Genomic DNA, 16,368 nt, shown 5'->3' with positions numbered 1-16,368 from the left:
TCTATGGAAACTGTGAAAATGAATGATTTAGAAAAATATATTAATTCCCCTGTTGAGGTTTGTATTCATGGTAAAGAAGGTGAAGATAGAGCACCTTGGATAAATAGGAAAATTAGTAATTTAGAATTGTGCCCTGATAAGACGCATTTAAGGATATATTTTGACAAGCATTTCTTTTTCGCTGTCCCTTTAACGAGTACAGTTGTTCAAAAGGAAAGTGAATGGTCAGCTTATGACGAAACTGCCGCTCTTTATTATTCAATTAGAAGCGAGGAAAAATAAATGATACAAAAAATGCAACTTCCATTACAGACAATGAATTTAATAGTAGGGTTTATGGTATGGGTGATTTTATCTTCTTTACTATCTTTTATTATAGAGGATATACAAATAACTCCACAGCAAGCTGCTTGGGTTACGGCAATCCCGGTAATTCTTGGATCGATACTTCGTGTTCCACTTGGCTACTTAACAAATCTATTAGGAGCTAGATTGATTTTCATCATCAGTTTTATTCTCTTAATACCACCGGTTTATTATATAAGCATAGCGGACTCTTTTATTGATCTTGTAATCGGTGGATTATTCATAGGTATTGGTGGTGCTATCTTCTCTGTAGGTGTTACTTCATTACCTAAATACTATTCAAAAGAGCGTCATGGCTTTGTAAATGGAATCTATGGTGCTGGTAACATTGGTACGGCAATTACAGCTTTTGCAGCACCAGTACTTGCTGCAAAGTTTGGCTGGTCGACAACAGTCCAATTCTATATGGTACTTCTTGGAATTTTTATCCTAGCCAATATATTTATGGGTGATAGACAAGAAACAAAAGTTAAAACGCCGTTAATTCAACAAATAAAAAGTGTATATAAAAATGAAAAACTATGGTTATTTTCATTATTTTATTTTATAACATTTGGTTCTTTTGTTGCGTTTACAGTTTATCTTCCGAATTTTTTAGTTTCTGAGTTCAATCTAGCTCAAGTTGATGCCGGGTTACGCACAGCAGGATTTATTGCAATAGCAACAGTTACACGTCCTCTTGGCGGGTGGTTAGCGGATCGTTTCAATCCATTAATAATGCTAATGTATATCTTTGCAGGTTTTACTTTAGCAGCAATGCTACTATCTTTTGCTCCTTCAATAAATTTATATACTGTCGGCTGTTTAACAATCGCTAGTGTTGCTGGTGCAGGAAATGGTGTTATATTTAAACTTGTACCAATGTATTTTAATAAGCAAGCGGGAATAGTGAACGGAATTGTTGCTGCAATGGGTGGCTTAGGTGGATTTTTCCCGCCACTGATACTTACGAGCCTATATACATTGACTGGTCACTATGCAATTGGTTTTATGGCTCTATCACAAATTGCACTAGCAAGTTTAGTAATTGTTATTTGGATGTATTACCATGATAAGCTTACCTTATCGCACCAAGTGATGAAAACTACTCCTTTAGGGATGATGGTGACAGATATTAATGGTAAAATAGTTACTGTGAATCCTGCATTCACAGAACATACAGGATACAGTCTTGAAGAATCAGTAGGTAATAATCCTAAGATGCTTAGCTCTGGGAAGCAATCAAAAGAATTTTATCAAAAAATGTGGATAGAATTGAAAAACAAGGACTTTTGGCAAGGAGAAATTTGGAATAAACGAAAAGATGGTAGTCACTATCTTGAATGGTTAACGATCAATGCGATTAAAGATGATAGTGGTGAAATAATCCAATATGCTGGCGTATTTAGTGATATTACTGAAAAAAACAAAATAGCGGAGAATAAATTAGAATCCAGAAAGATAAATTAGGGAATGGTAAAGTCCGGTAATAATCAGCCCAAAAGAGGTGAGCTATCTTAGTTTTTAAAGGCTAAATTGTGTTTAACTATTAGGGTTCGCAGTTATTATAGAGGAGGTTAGTTATTATGGAGCTTAGGGAAATGAACCATGCAAGCACGTATATCATTCAATCACAAGAAGAGGAAATAAAACGGATTGCTCTTGAGCTTCATGAGGGAATTAGCCAAAACCTCTATAGCGTATCCACAGGATTAGAGTTTATCCAATCTGGGATTGAACATCCAGATCTACAAGCTTACACAAAAGAATTGTCAGAAATCGTTAATCGTACCATTAAGGAAGTTAGACTGTTATCTGTTGAACTCTATCCTTCTACACTAATGACGCTAGGATTAAGTTCAGCTTTAAAGAGCTATATTAAATTATTTACCTCAACGTTTGGCGTCAAGATTAATGTTGAATCTAGTGGCGAAGAACAAAAGATATCGGAATCAAAAGGTTTGGCAGTTTTTAGATCATGCCAAGAAGCTTTGATTAATATAGCTAAATATGCTGATACATCTGAGGCGAACTTATCTTTCAAATGGGAAGAAAACTTGTTAGAAATAGTCATTGATGACATCGGAATTGGTTTCAATGTACAAGAAGCGATAGATAATAACCTATTTAAAGGTATAGCAGCGATGAAGCAACGGATGACTACTGCTGGAGGCAATTGTTATCTGTCTTCTAGTATAGGAAAAGGTACAAAAGTAACAATAGTTTTGCCTACTGAAATAGGAGGAATGTAAATTGATAAAAATCCTATTAGTAGATGACCATGCGGTTGTTAGGATGGGGCTAAAGGTATTATTAAATGCGGTACCAGATATGGAAGTGGTAGGAGAAGCTTCAGAAGGCAATGAAGGTATAGAGAAAGCACTGGATTTAACACCTGATGTTGTGTTAATGGACCTAAGTATGCCACATGGTAAAGACGGATTATCCGCAACTTCTGAATTAAAGAAACTATTAGCAAAAACATCTATCTTAATATTGACGATGCATGATGATGAAGAATATTTGTTCCGTGCTATTCAAGCTGGTGCATCTGGATGTGTATTAAAAAGCGCACCGCATGAAGAACTTATTAGCGCAATAAAATCTGTATGTAATGGAGATGCTTACTTGCATGCTGCTGCAACCAAGCGGTTAATGGAAGAATATTTAGGTTCAGTAAAAAGTGATGGGTCTGACAACTATCAACTTTTATCTGATCGTGAAAAGGAAGTATTAACACTTATTGCAAAAGGTTACGCCAATAAGGATATTGGTGAGCAGTTAATCATAAGTGTAAAGACTGTTGAAACACATAAAAGTAACCTAATGGATAAATTACAAATGAAAACAAGACCTGAGTTGGTTGCCTATGCTCTCAAGAAAGGTTTGCTTGGTTATGGAATTTGAACAGAGCTCAAAAGCTGAAGAATTAACAGATTTACTTTTGTTAGAATGTGATCAATTGAAAGAAAACATGCCGTGTGATTTCAGTGGAATAGCATTACAAAAATATGGGGAAATGGATGTTGTATGGCCATATGTTAGTGGCAACAGAAATGAAAAATACAAGTACATTACAGTTCGATATGGCAAGGGAATAGCCGGAAAAGTAATATCAAGCGGAAGTTCAATGACGATAGCATCTTTTCCAAATGATATTATCGGTAAGTCAACAGAATACCCAATTATGTTAGCTGAAAAAATCATATCTGCTTATGCATGTCCATTGATATGGAAAGGGGTACCTAAAGGTGCTCTTTTAATTGGTTTTAGGGACCCACATACTTTCAATCAAGATAATTATCAGAAGGTGAAGCAAACAGCTGAAAAGGTGGAAAGTTTATTAGCTTCTTATTATTTTGGGAACTAGGAGGGGAAGCTGAAGCTATGAAAAAATTAAATCCTAATAATAATTCAACCAGTCTAACTCCTGGAGATGGATCCATTGTCGTTGATGAATACGGTGTGATTCAGTCTGTAAATCATAAAGCTACTCAAATGCTTCACCTTGAACAAGGTGATTATCTAGGCGAAAATATACAACAGCTAATGCCTTATATAGATTTTAATAGGATTGAAGAGGGAAAGATTATCCAACATTTTGCAAAAAATAAACAAGAGACTTCAATCCCTTTATTTGTCCGGAAAAGTCTCATTTCTATCAAAGGTGAAAGCTACACCTTACTCTTTATCCAACGCAGTAACAACTATTCTAATCTTGGAATGGAGCCTCAAAAAATATCAGATGAATTATTCGATATGAAATACGCCCTTGACCAATCAACTATCGTAGCTATCACAGATCAAACAGGAAAAATTAAATATGTAAATGATAAATTTTGTGAAATATCACAGTATTCAAGCGACGAATTAATTGGTAAAGACCACAGAATTATAAACTCTGGACATCATTCAAAAGAATTTATACGTAATCTGTGGCGAACAATTGCTAACGGTAAGGTTTGGCACGGGGAAATAAAGAACAAGGCAAAGGATGGAACATATTATTGGGTTGATACAACGATTGTTCCTTTCATAACTAATGAAGGAAAGCCATATCAATATTTAGCAATTAGAAAAGAAATTACTGATTATAAGCGTGTCGTTGATGAACTGAACAAGTCTATGCAAGAATTGGTAGATTTTAAATTTGCTTTAGATGAGTCTTCGATTGTAGCAATTACAGACCAGCAAGGAAAGATTACCTACGTGAATGATCAGTTTGTCCATGTTTCAAAGTATCCTAGAGAAGAATTAATTGGTAATACACATGCCATTATTAACTCTAGGTATCACCCTAGGACATTTTTTAAAAACCTATGGAATACCATTGGTAATGGCCATGTCTGGCATGGCGAAATCTATAATAAAGCAAAGGATGGCACCCATTATTGGGTAGATACAACAATTGTTCCTTTTTTGAATGAACATGGAAAACCTTATCAGTATTTAGCCATACGTTTTGATATTACCAACAGAAAAAAGGTTGAAGAAGAATTACAGCACACGATGACACGTATTATTGACGTTCAAGAAGATGAGAGAAAGAGATTGTCACGTGAGCTTCATGACGGAATCGGTCAGAACCTATATAGTCACTTAATAACTATTAACCGTTTAGGTAATGAAATAAATCATCCCTTACACGAACAAATGGTCAGAGAAGCAACAGAATTAATTGAAGAAATCAGAGATTTCTCTTGGGAACTCAGGCCTTCTGTTCTAGATGACCTCGGGCTTGTTCCTGCAATTCGTTCTTTTCTCAATCGATTTTCTGAGAATTACAATTTTGATGTTTTATTTGAATGTTTCCTTGAACAAAGATTGGTCAATCAAATTGAGGTAACTATTTATAGAATAATACAAGAATCCCTTACAAACGTGCGTAAATACGCTGATGTTAATCAAGCTTCAGTAACAATTCGAGAAGTAGAGAATGTGGTTCGAGTAGTGATTGAGGATAATGGCAAAGGATTTATTAAAAATCGATTAACTTCGGGAGTTGGATTAATTAGTATGGAAGAAAGAGCGCGTTCAGTGAATGGAGAACTTCAAATTAGATCTATACCAGGAAAAGGAACGGTAGTCGTACTAGAGATTCCGCGCGTTTAATAGTGGGGGCAACAATTCTAATGAAATAGGGGTCTTTCGTAAATGTTGTTGCTTTTCGTAGTTGATAGAAAATGCGACGTAACTTAAATGTTGGTGAGTGCATAATACCTGCCCCGGAAATACACTCAAAAGGACCTTCATAGTGCTTATGAAAGTCTCTTTTCATCACTTTCACTATCAAAAGGACCTTCATAACGCTGATGAAAGTCTTATTTCATCTCTTTCACACTCAAAAGGACCTTTATAATGCTTATGAAAGTCTCTTTTCATCACTTTCACTATTAAAATGACTTTCATAGTGCTTATGAACGTCTCTTTTCATCACTTTCATTATCAAAATGACCTTCATAACGCTGATGAAGGTCTTATTTCATCTCTTTCACACTCAAAAGGACCTTCATACTCGATAAACAGCTTATGGATCACTTTGATTCATTATCCAAGTGTATTTCTCAGTCACCTTGTAAACAACCTCTCTGGGTACCCGCCACGTACTTTCCAGTATGACGTGGTATGTTACGTCGCATTCTATAGTTTTTGTGTCCATAATAATAATCTAATAGAAAACAGTCTAAACTATTAATCATTGAAAAAATGTAATTTTAGAGTAGTAGAAACATAGTTTCATTCAGAACCTTATGGTTCCATCAACTATTAAAAACTTTATGCTCGCGTTATTTTTTCTGGATGAGAATAGACATTAAAAGAGTTACCACGAATAAATCCTACAGCTGTTATGTTCAAATCATTCGCGAGTCGTATGGCTAAATCAGTTGGAGCTGATTTTGAAAGTACAATACCAACACCGATTTTTGCAGCTTTTGTCATAATCTCAGACGAAATTCTCCCGCTAAAAACAATGATTTTATCTCGTACAGATATTTTATTTAGCAAGCTATATCCATATATTTTATCAAGTGCGTTATGTCTTCCAATATCGTTTCGACCAATAATTATATCTGTAGGTGTACATAGAGCTGCATTATGTACGCCACCAGTCTCCTTAAAGACAACACTATCTCCTTGCATCCTATTCATTAAGTTTATACATTGTTCAGCTGTTAGAGATATCTTTGTCATTGATGTTTTCGCAGTCTTTACATCACTTTGAAAGTAAAATTGCCTACTTTTGCCACAACATGATCCAATAAACCGCTTTGAGTAGTGTTGTTGATCTACATTAATAGTCGCTTTTTTTAAAGTAACATATGCAAAGCCACGATCTTCATCAATATCAAGATTCTTTATATCATCCTTGAACAAAATAACTCCTTCAGAAGCTAAAAAACCAATAACTAGTTCTTCAAGATGGGTAGGAGTACAAACCATTGTCGCAAACTCTTGACCATTTATATGAATGGTGATCGGAAATTCAGTGACAATATCGTCTTCCGTTGAAAGTAGTTCCCCGTAAGTGTATTTTACAATCGGTTCTTTAGAGCTTGTGTTATGAAGCATATTCTTCACCCAATTTCATTTTTTTAATTTAATAATCATGTAAGCATAATCTATTTTATAAGACAAGTAACACACATAGAGTTAAGAAGTATGCTATTCCACTTGAATATCTAAAAAGCTAGTTTTTATTGAAACAACTTTAAAATTAAACTATTAATTTGTAGTAATTTAAAAAATGGTTGTATATTTCTTTTAGTTCATGATACTATAATAATTATAAAAAGTCACAATTTTGTAACATTTTTGACGCGAGATAGCGATCCTGTCATCGGTTAAAAATTCACAAACATTAATGAAAACGATTACTGTTGGTCCAATAGTAGCGAGTCCTGCTGTTTACTAACCGTCAATCTTCCAAAAGAATGCGAAGTTGCATTTCTTCTTAGGTGGATTGACGGTTTTATTTTATGAAAAGGATGTGGAATTGGTGCAAAAGGTTAAAAATAGATGGTTTATAGCTGCATCAGCTATAGGGATACATATTTCAATTGGTTCTGTATATGCGTGGAGTAACTTTACTACGCCTTTAATCGAAGAATTTGGATGGTCATCCAGGGAAGTTCAATTTACGTTTAGTGTAGCAATTTTATTTTTAGGTTTGTCAGCAGCGTTTCTTGGTCACTTCGTTGAGAAGTATGGTCCTAGAAAAGCGGGATTGCTAGCGGCTGCATTTTTTGGAATAGGTATTTTTGGATCTGGTTTTGCAGTTGCAATCGGTTCATTACCACTTTTATATATTTTCTATGGAGTGCTAGGTGGAATCGGGTTAGGAGTCGGTTACATAGCTCCGGTTTCAACATTGGTAAAATGGTTTCCTGACAGACGTGGTCTTGCAACAGGTTTAGCAATTATGGGATTTGGTTTCGCTGCAGCAATAAGTAGTCCAATAATGGATGCTTTAATTAATTCTGTAGGAATTGCAAATACATTTTATATTCTAGGAATCTCTTATTTTGTAGTGATGACAGTATCATCACTTTACTTAGAAAAACCTCCAGTTGATTGGGCTCCGGAAGGTTTCAAGGAAAAGGTTGCGTCAGGGAAAACTAAAATTAAAGAAGATTTAGCACAGTTAACGGCAAACGAATCAATCAAAACAAAACGTTTTTATTTCTTATGGTTGATGTTGTTTATTAACGTAACATGTGGTATTGCGGTTATTTCAGCGATGAAACCATTGGCAGTAGAAAGTATTGGAATTTCAACTACAGAGGCTGCAGCACTTGTTGGGGCTTTAGGGATAGCGAATGGGCTTGGTCGTTTAATCTGGGCAACTGTGTCAGACTACATTGGCCGTGTGACAACATATATGTTGTTTTTCATTATTCAAATTCCGATTTTCTTCATCTTACCAAGCGTAACCAGTCAGATCATTTTCAGCGTATTAGTAGTTCTTATTTATGCATGTTATGGTGGAGGATTTTCTACTATCCCAGCATTCATTGGAGATGTCTTTGGAACAAAACAACTAGGAGCGATTCATGGGTACATTTTAACGGCTTGGGCGGCGGCTGGGTTAGTTGGTCCAATGTTTGCTGCATGGATTAAGGATACAACAGGTGGCTATCAAGCAAGTTTAACGTTTTTCGCTTGCTTGTTTATATTGGCCCTATTCATATCAATTGCTACGGGGAAAAATGTTACTAAGTTACGGAGCCAAAAAGATAATCAAACAAAATCTAGTTCGATAGCTGGCTAAAAATTTTATTAGGAAAAAGTAATATGATACAATATTAATAGTTTAATATTGTTTATCAGGAGGCATTAATGAATAGGTACGAAGCAGAATTCAGCAACCTTGTGCGCTCGTTTAGAAAGAAGCATATGGGAAAAGGTCCAAGTAAAATTACCACAACCTTCTGTAAAAACTGGGCAATTTGTGAAATGGAAGGAAATCTTTCGCCGGTTGAAAAGTTTATTGCAGGTTCGGACGAAGGAAAACAAGTACTCAGAGCCGCACGAACAGAAATGGTGAAAGAAATGTATCGTAAGAATCCTCCTGAAGAAATGGAAGAATTCTTAAAGTGTAAGCTTGTTGATTTATTTGTCGATATTGACATTAATCGAGACTTTGGGATGTCTATCTTCGTTTTTGATGAAAATTTAAGTGATAAATTTAATGAATAAAGGTTAGGTACTTGTCAGCGCTCCTGTTAAAGACTCAACCACCGTAGTATTTTTCCCTAGAGAAATGTTTACGGTGGTTTTTTGTGTCTAGTAGGAATATATATAAGTTCATGGCAAGGTAGTCTGTGTATTGATATAGCGTTGTTCTCACCTGATAATCCAGGGTTAAATTATACAAAAAGTAAGGAAATAAAATTTAAGGAGTGATTATTCTATGGGAGAAACAAAACATCAAGGCCCGATGAAAGTCTCGAAAGTTCCATCACCTGAACATTGGGTTAGTCCAATTCCGTTTGGTATTGGAAAAGTAAAACCAAAACATATTAGAGATACAATGAAGATTGTGTGGGAAAACAAAGATAATTTAAATTATGCGAAAAACATTCTAACAAAAGGTGTTTGTGATGGTTGTGCCTTAGGGGTATCTGGTCTGCAGGATCAAACACTTAAAGGACCACATATTTGTACATCTCGTTTAAATGTTTTGCGTTTAAGTACAGCACCAGCTATGAAGGAAGAAATTGTCCACGCAAAAATTGACGAGTTAAAGAAGTATAGCAGTGCAGAGTTGCGTGAATTTGGACGTATTCCATATCCATTAATTCGTAGAAAAGGAGAAAATAAATTCTCTCGTATTAATTGGGACGATGCAATGGACATGATTGCAGAAAAAATGAAAAAACTTGATCCGAAACAATATGGTTTTTACTTAACTTCGAGAGGGATTACGAATGAATCCTACTACGTAGCTGGAAAGGTATCTCGTTTCCTTGGAACAAATCATATTGATAACGCATCTCGTATTTGTCACTCTCCATCGAAAACAGCTCTTAAACGCTCTGTAGGAATTGGAGCAAGTAGTGCTAATTATCAAGATTGGATTGGCACTGACGTACTTTTATTCTGGGGATCTGTTGCATCGAACAGTTCACCTGTTTCAACAAAATATATGTTAGCGGCTAAGAAAAAGGGCACAAAAATTATTGTTGTTAACCCATACAAAGAGCCTGCGATGGATAAGTATTGGGTGCCTTCAAATGCTGAATCTGCCTTATTCGGAACTAAGATTGCAGACGATTTCTATCAAGTAAATATCGGTGGGGATATTGCTTTTATGCATGGAATTATGAAACATTGGTTTGATATGGAAGAATTGGAACATGGCTCGGCAGTTAATCATGAATTCGTTAATGAGCATGTTAATAGTTACGAGGAGCTTAAAGCGAAAATACAAGATTTTACGTGGGAAGAGATTGTTAAGTCTTCAGGGGTAACCAAAGATAGAATTATAGAGTTATCTGAGCTTTTGGCTAAAAGCAAAAGCGCTGTCTACGCATGGGCATTAGGTTTAACAATGCATTCATTTGCAACAGATAACATCTCGCAAGTAGCAAATCTTGCACTTCTACGTGGGCATTTAGGAAGAAAACATGCTGGACTCATGCCATTCCGTGGACACTCAAGTGTTCAAGGAAGTGGTGAAATGGGTGCAGATCCATTCGTTCTTCCAGGCGGTGGCTGGGATGAGGAGAACGTTGAGAGAATAGAAAAGATATGGAATTTTGAACTTCCAAAATGGAACGGAGAAATCGTCGGTGTATCTCTTGAAAATGCGGTTCTTCCAGAAGATCACGAAAGAAAACTTAAGCTATATTACATGAGCGGTGGTAACTTTTTAGAAACAATGCCAAATCCTGAATTCATTGAAAAAGCGCTGTCTGAATTAGACATTCGTGTCCATCAAGATATCATTTTTAATACTTCCACATTGGTTGATGCGAAGGAGGCAGTTATTGTACTACCAGCTAAAACTCGCTTTGAACAAGAAGGCGGTGGAACTTCTACTTCAACAGAACGTATGGTTTATTATTCACCTGAAATTGAAGGGAATAAACAAAAAGTAGAAGAAGCACGGGCAGAGTGGAAAATTTATATAGACTTGGCTAAGAGGGTAAAACCTGAAACAGCACATTTAGTTGATTTTAAAAACGGTCAGGAAATACGTGATGAGATCGCAATTGCTAATCGAGATTATGATGGGATTCAGCATCTTAAAAAACAAGGGGACGTTTTTCAATGGGGTGGCGCATGGTTATGTGAAGGTGGAATTTGTCCAACTCCGGATGGAAGAGGTAACTTAATTCCAGTTGATATTCCTAACGTAGAAAAACCAGATGGTACATTCTATATTACAACCCGTCGCGGAAAACAGTTTAACTCAATGGTTTACAAACAAACAGATCCATTCAATTCAGCTGGTCGCTTTGATGTGCTTTTGAATGAAAAAGATGCGAAAGGGTTAAATATTGCCAATGGTGAACCAATTGTTGTTTATAACCAATATGGTACTTTTCAAGGTAAAGCCCTTTTAGCAGATTTTGCACGAGGAAATATTGGACTTCATTTCCCAGAAGGTAACTTTCTAATTCCAAAAGGTATTTATGATGGACCTTCAGGAATGCCCCAATACAGTGTTGCAGTTAAAGTAGAGAAAGCAGAACGCTTCAATGCGAGAAAAGATGTTAACTACCTAGAAAAACATATAGAAGACTTAGAAACGACAATTAATTAATTTGAAACGTGTTCTAATAAATGATTAATTTTATTATCGTCTCATTCATTTGGACGGCATGAAAAATTCATTTGTAATTCTAGGATGAATTTTCAGGAAAAGGTGTTCCTGAGACGAAGTTATACTAGATGTCTTCATGGTAATTATTTTGCTATTCTAGTTTCAGAAACCATCAAATAAATGTTATGATAGGATAAAACGTTGCTACATAATTGTAGGGGCGTTTTATCTTATTATGATGATTATTTTTATCACAGTTTAACTACTTGTAAAAAGCCTCATGTCAAAATATATAGACATTTAAATAGATGGGGTCAACGTTCCACACAAGTTTGATTGATTAAACGAACATTCAACAGGGAAAGTGCCTTACTGAATGAAGTTTCACTTAATAAATAGCATCAAAAGTCTTACATTGAGGAGAGATATACATGGCAAACTCAACTTTACAAGATAAGTTTGGGCGTCCATTGCAAGACTTACGTATTTCTGTAACTGACCGCTGTAATTTCAGGTGTACTTATTGTATGCCGAAAGAGATATTTGGAAAAGATTTTCAGTTTTTACCTAAGGAACATCTGTTAAGTTTTGAGGAAATCGAGCGTTTGGCAACTATATTTGTTGAACTAGGTGTTAAGAAAATTCGTTTAACTGGTGGTGAACCACTGTTACGAAGAAACTTACCTGACTTAATAAAAAAACTATCAGTTATCGATGGGTTGGAAGACATAGGACTGACTACCAATGCATTTTTGCTTGAAAGAATGGCTAGCAAGTTAAAAGAGGCAGGACTTAAGCGGGTAAATGTTAGTTTAGATGCTTTAGATGATAATACGTTTAAATCAATAAATGATAGTGATGTAGGAATCGATCGCATTTTAAAAGGTATGAAAAAAGCGCAAGAGGTTGGATTGGAAGTAAAGGTAAATATGGTAGTGAAAAAAGGAATGAATGAACAAGAAGTCGTTCCAATGGCAGAGTATTTTAAAGAGCAAGGGATTGCACTTCGTTATATAGAGTTTATGGATGTTGGTCAACATAATGGTTGGAATTTTGACAAGGTTGTTACGAAGAAAGAAATGTTTACTCAATTATCGAGTAAATTTGAACTTGAGCCGGTTGACCCTGCCTATGTTGGGGAAGTCGCCCAAAGATATCGATATAAAGGGACAAATACCGAAGTAGGTTTTATCACTTCTGTTTCTGAATCCTTCTGTTCGACTTGTACGAGAGCAAGAGTTGCTGCAGATGGTAAGTTCTATACGTGTTTATTTGCATCAAGCGGCTTTGATTTGAAAGAAATAATTCGATCAGAGGCTAGTAATGATGATATAAAAGCGGCAATAGTTCCAACTTGGGAAAAGAGAAGCGATCGTTATTCTGATGAGCGTACAGAAGAAACGGCGAAAAACAGGAAGAAAATCGAAATGTCATACATTGGCGGATAGAAGTAGGTAGTTAGAATTCGAAAGGGAGTTTGAAAAGTGAATGAGCGGTACTCTCGTCAAGCCTTGTTCAAGCCAATTGGTACGCTTGGGCAAACGGAAATTGAAAAAAGCCACGTGTTGATTGTCGGGTGTGGCGCTTTAGGATCTGCTAGTGCTGAAGCACTCGTTCGAGCTGGTATTGGTAAGCTCACTTTAATTGATCGTGATTATGTTGAGTTTAGTAATCTTCAAAGACAACAATTGTTTGCTGAGAGCGATGCGGTTGATCAACTACCAAAGGCAATAGCAGCCCAAAAAAGGTTGACTCAGATTAACTCACATGTGTTCATTGAAGCACATGTGATGGATGCGACAAGTCTTAATCTAGGTCCGTTGCTTCATGAAGTTGATCTTTTGATCGACGCAACGGATAACTTTGATATTCGTTTTATTATCAATGATCTGTTACAGTCCTACAATATACCCTGGATTTTTGGTTCTTGTGTTGGTAGTACTGGTATGAGCTATACTATTTTACCAGGTCAAACACCTTGTCTCCATTGCTTACTGAACGTTACTACCCTGTCAGGAGCAACCTGTGATTCTGTTGGTATTATTTCGCCAGCTGTTCAAATGGTGGTAGCTCATCAAATGACGGAAGCTTTTAAACTATTAGTAGAAGATTATCAATCATTGCGGAAAGGTCTAGTTATGTTTGATATGTGGAACAACCATTATCAAACAATTAATGTCGATCGAGCTAAAAAAGCTGATTGTCCTTCTTGTGGGAACGAGCCCAGCTATCCTTATTTAAGCTATGATGCACAAACAAAAACGGAAGTGCTCTGTGGAAGAGACACAGTACAAATTCGTTCAAATCGGGAATTTCAATTAGATGTCTTGGCATCGAGTTTGGAGAATTTGGGGACAATCACACTAAATCCATTCCTATTATCTATTGTTTACGATAATTACAGAGTAGTTTTCTTCCGTGATGGGCGGACATTTATCCATGGAACAAATTCAATTGAACAAGCAAAAAAGGTTTATTATAAGTTAGTAGGTTAAGGAGGATAATCATGGTTGAAAGAAGAAAACCGATTAAGGTAACTGAAGCAATAGAACGAATAATGGAATTTGCGGTTGCAGGTAGTGTGAGTTATCTACCAATTGAAAAAGCGTATGGACATTTTTTAGGTGAGGACCTTGTTGCTGATCATGACGTTCCTTCTTTTGATCGTTCCCCGTATGATGGATTTGCAATTCGATCAGTAGATACAGAAAGTACATCTAGGGATAGTCCTCAAACATTAACTGTTATTGGAGAAATTGGTGCAGGCAGTGTATTTGAAGGCATTGTACGTCAGGGAGAGGCTGTCAGAATTATGACTGGTGCACAGGTTCCGGACGGCTGTGATGCTGTTGTAATGCTTGAGTTAACAAAGGAATTAGAAATAAACGGAAAGCCACATATTCAAATTAAGCGAAATTTCAAGCAAGGTGATAACATTTCGTTTATCGGTGAAGATACCAAAAAAGGCACTGTGCTCGCAGTAAAAGGAACCTATATAAATCCTGGTATTGTGGCATTACTAGCCACTTTTGGCTATGAAAATGTACCGGTTAGTAGTAAACCGAAAATAGGAGTTATTGCTACCGGAAGCGAATTACTAGAAGTTGGTGAAGCTTTACAACCAGGGAAGATCCGAAATAGTAATGCCTATATGATGATTTCTCAAATTGAACGTGCAGGGGGACAGCCGGTTTATCTAGGTCAATTCAGTGATGATCTAGCAACTTGCTATAACCAAGTAAAGGATGCTTTAAGTAAAGTAGATTTCTTAATTACTACAGGTGGTGTATCAGTAGGTGACTTTGATTATTTACCTGAAATTTACCAGAAATTAGGCGCGAACGTGTTATTTAATAAAGTAGGTATGCGTCCGGGGAGTGTTACGACAATTGCTGAAAAGGATGGGAAATTACTTTTTGGTTTATCTGGTAATCCGTCAGCATGTTATGTTGGTTTTGAATTATTTACAAGACCAATTATTCGAACATTTTTACACTCTACACAACCATTTTCAAAGAAAGAAACAGCAGTACTTGGTGCTGATTTTACTAAACCAAATCCCTTTGATAGATTTGTTAGAGGAAACTTGACGTTTGAAGAAGGAAAATTAATTGCTACTCCGGCAGGTTTAGATAAATCAAGTGTTGTCTCTTCATTAGGATTGGCAAATGTTCTTATTGTCCTTCCCGGTGGAACTAGAGGATACCAAAAAGGAATGAATGTAAAAATAATCTTTTTAGAAGATCAAGATGGCACAACATTTAAATCCTTTGTTCATGTCTAGGAAATTATAAAATGGACTGCTGTGGATAATTAATTCCTAAGCTTAGCCACGTCCAGCTCCGGCACCTACCACCTCAAGGTCTTAAGTCAATCCTCTCTGTGGCAAAGAACACCACGCCGAGGCTTGTCTTAAGCTTGTCGGTAGTGAGCTAGGCGCCTGCGCTTTTGTTCATGCTTAAGAACACCATTTGGAAGGGGTTGTATTGTGAAAGAAGAATTATTTGAAATTGTAGATAAACCTATCAAACCAGAAATTTTAGTGAAGAAGGTTGAGAGTAGAGAAGCGGGTGCGATAACAACATTTATTGGTACCGTAAGAGAATGGACTAAGGGGGAGAAAACAGTCTATCTTGAGTATCAAGCATATAAGCCTATGGCAGTCAAGATGTTAAAGACGATTGGGGACGAGATACAAGCTAAATGGCCGAAAACTCTCGTGGCAATTACTCATCGAATTGGTCAGTTAGATATATCCGATATTGCTGTTGTTATAGCTGTTTCTTCTTCACACCGAAAAGCGGCGTACGAGGCAAATGAATATGCTATTGAGCGTATAAAACAAATTGTGCCAATTTGGAAAAAGGAACACTGGGAAAATGGCGAATCATGGCTCGGCGATCAGTTAGAAAATGTTCCGTATCCTGATGGAAAACCAAGTATAAAGGAATGATCTAATGTTTACTGTCCTGTTATTTGCTCACTTGCAAGAAGAAGCTGGGCAAAATCGTTTAGAAATAAATAGTGAAGAAATAACTGTTAGTGAATTTAAAAGAATGTTACAAGACAAATATAAACTAACTCAGTTGGACCAAGTGATGGTTGCAATAAATGAAGAATTCGCACTTAACGACGATACCATAAAAAATGGCGACACTGTTGCTTTAATTCCGCCTGTGAGTGGTGGTTGATTAGAGTAATCACTTTATTGTAGTCTCACTAAAAGAGTTCGTTGACTTAAAAATGTTAAAACA

The 16,368-nt window shown here is 36.3% G+C and carries 15 protein-coding genes; 14 read left to right on the top strand and 1 reads right to left on the bottom strand.

Features of this window, described 5'->3' with window-relative positions; genetic code table 11:
* Positions 1-3 precede the first annotated feature (3 nt).
* The 6 genes from LD272_RS07085 (at position 4) to LD272_RS07060 (ending at position 5,457) form a co-directional block, all read left to right on the top strand.
* Positions 4-282: a hypothetical protein gene (locus tag LD272_RS07085; RefSeq protein WP_226035905.1), complete on the top strand. Its 279-nt coding sequence runs from the start codon at positions 4-6 to the stop codon at positions 280-282.
* Positions 283-1,815 carry a nitrate/nitrite transporter gene (locus LD272_RS07080; protein WP_226035904.1) on the top strand — a complete coding sequence of 511 codons (1,533 nt, stop codon included), beginning with the start codon at positions 283-285 and terminating at the stop codon, positions 1,813-1,815.
* A 116-nt stretch (positions 1,816-1,931) separates the two neighbouring features.
* Entirely contained in the window at positions 1,932-2,597 is a 666-nt protein-coding gene (locus LD272_RS07075) for a sensor histidine kinase (RefSeq protein WP_226035903.1), read from the top strand.
* 1 nt (position 2,598) lies between these two features.
* Positions 2,599-3,252, top strand: a complete 654-nt coding sequence (locus LD272_RS07070) for a response regulator (protein WP_255639677.1) — start codon at positions 2,599-2,601, stop codon at positions 3,250-3,252.
* On the top strand, positions 3,242-3,715 hold the full coding sequence (locus tag LD272_RS07065; protein WP_226035902.1) for a GAF domain-containing protein: 474 nt from the start codon (positions 3,242-3,244) through the stop codon (positions 3,713-3,715). Before LD272_RS07070 ends, LD272_RS07065 begins: the two co-directional genes overlap by 11 nt.
* Before the next feature lie 17 nt (positions 3,716-3,732).
* The gene (locus LD272_RS07060) at positions 3,733-5,457 is read left to right on the top strand and encodes a sensor histidine kinase (protein WP_226035901.1); all 1,725 of its coding nucleotides are present in this window, start codon (positions 3,733-3,735) and stop codon (positions 5,455-5,457) included.
* Between the two features lie 663 nt (positions 5,458-6,120).
* On the opposite strand, the gene fdhD is transcribed toward LD272_RS07060, so the two are convergent.
* Positions 6,121-6,915: a formate dehydrogenase accessory sulfurtransferase FdhD gene (fdhD, locus tag LD272_RS07055; RefSeq protein ID WP_226035900.1), complete on the bottom strand. Its 795-nt coding sequence runs from the start codon at positions 6,913-6,915 to the stop codon at positions 6,121-6,123.
* A 427-nt stretch (positions 6,916-7,342) separates the two neighbouring features.
* On the opposite strand from fdhD, the gene LD272_RS07050 reads away from it, so the two are divergent.
* From LD272_RS07050 to moaD, 8 genes are all read left to right on the top strand, one after another.
* Positions 7,343-8,614 carry an L-lactate MFS transporter gene (locus LD272_RS07050; RefSeq protein WP_226035899.1) on the top strand — a complete coding sequence of 424 codons (1,272 nt, stop codon included), beginning with the start codon at positions 7,343-7,345 and terminating at the stop codon, positions 8,612-8,614.
* A 68-nt stretch (positions 8,615-8,682) separates the two neighbouring features.
* Positions 8,683-9,042 carry a Na-translocating system protein MpsC family protein gene (locus LD272_RS07045; protein WP_226035898.1) on the top strand — a complete coding sequence of 120 codons (360 nt, stop codon included), beginning with the start codon at positions 8,683-8,685 and terminating at the stop codon, positions 9,040-9,042.
* Between the two features lie 214 nt (positions 9,043-9,256).
* Entirely contained in the window at positions 9,257-11,614 is a 2,358-nt protein-coding gene (locus LD272_RS07040) for an FdhF/YdeP family oxidoreductase (RefSeq protein WP_226035897.1), read from the top strand.
* Positions 11,615-12,045: 431 nt separating this feature from the next.
* On the top strand, positions 12,046-13,062 hold the full coding sequence (gene moaA / locus LD272_RS07035) for a GTP 3',8-cyclase MoaA (RefSeq protein ID WP_226035896.1): 1,017 nt from the start codon (positions 12,046-12,048) through the stop codon (positions 13,060-13,062).
* Positions 13,063-13,098: 36 nt separating this feature from the next.
* Positions 13,099-14,109: a MoeB/ThiF family adenylyltransferase gene (locus LD272_RS07030; RefSeq protein WP_226035895.1), complete on the top strand. Its 1,011-nt coding sequence runs from the start codon at positions 13,099-13,101 to the stop codon at positions 14,107-14,109.
* Positions 14,110-14,120: 11 nt separating this feature from the next.
* Positions 14,121-15,398, top strand: coding sequence for a molybdopterin molybdotransferase MoeA (locus LD272_RS07025; protein WP_226035894.1), 1,278 nt, complete (start codon positions 14,121-14,123; stop codon positions 15,396-15,398).
* Positions 15,399-15,602: 204 nt separating this feature from the next.
* On the top strand, positions 15,603-16,067 hold the full coding sequence (locus LD272_RS07020) for a molybdenum cofactor biosynthesis protein MoaE (protein ID WP_226035893.1): 465 nt from the start codon (positions 15,603-15,605) through the stop codon (positions 16,065-16,067).
* Between the two features lie 4 nt (positions 16,068-16,071).
* Complete coding sequence (gene moaD / locus LD272_RS07015) at positions 16,072-16,305, top strand: molybdopterin converting factor subunit 1 (protein WP_226035892.1); 234 nt, start codon at positions 16,072-16,074, stop codon at positions 16,303-16,305.
* Positions 16,306-16,368: the final 63 nt, after the last annotated feature.

This window comes from Aquibacillus saliphilus (assembly GCF_020404745.1).
In the GTDB taxonomy this organism is placed as follows: Bacteria; Bacillota; Bacilli; order Bacillales; family Amphibacillaceae; genus Aquibacillus; species Aquibacillus saliphilus.
This window is presented reverse-complemented; position numbering and strand designations above follow the sequence as displayed.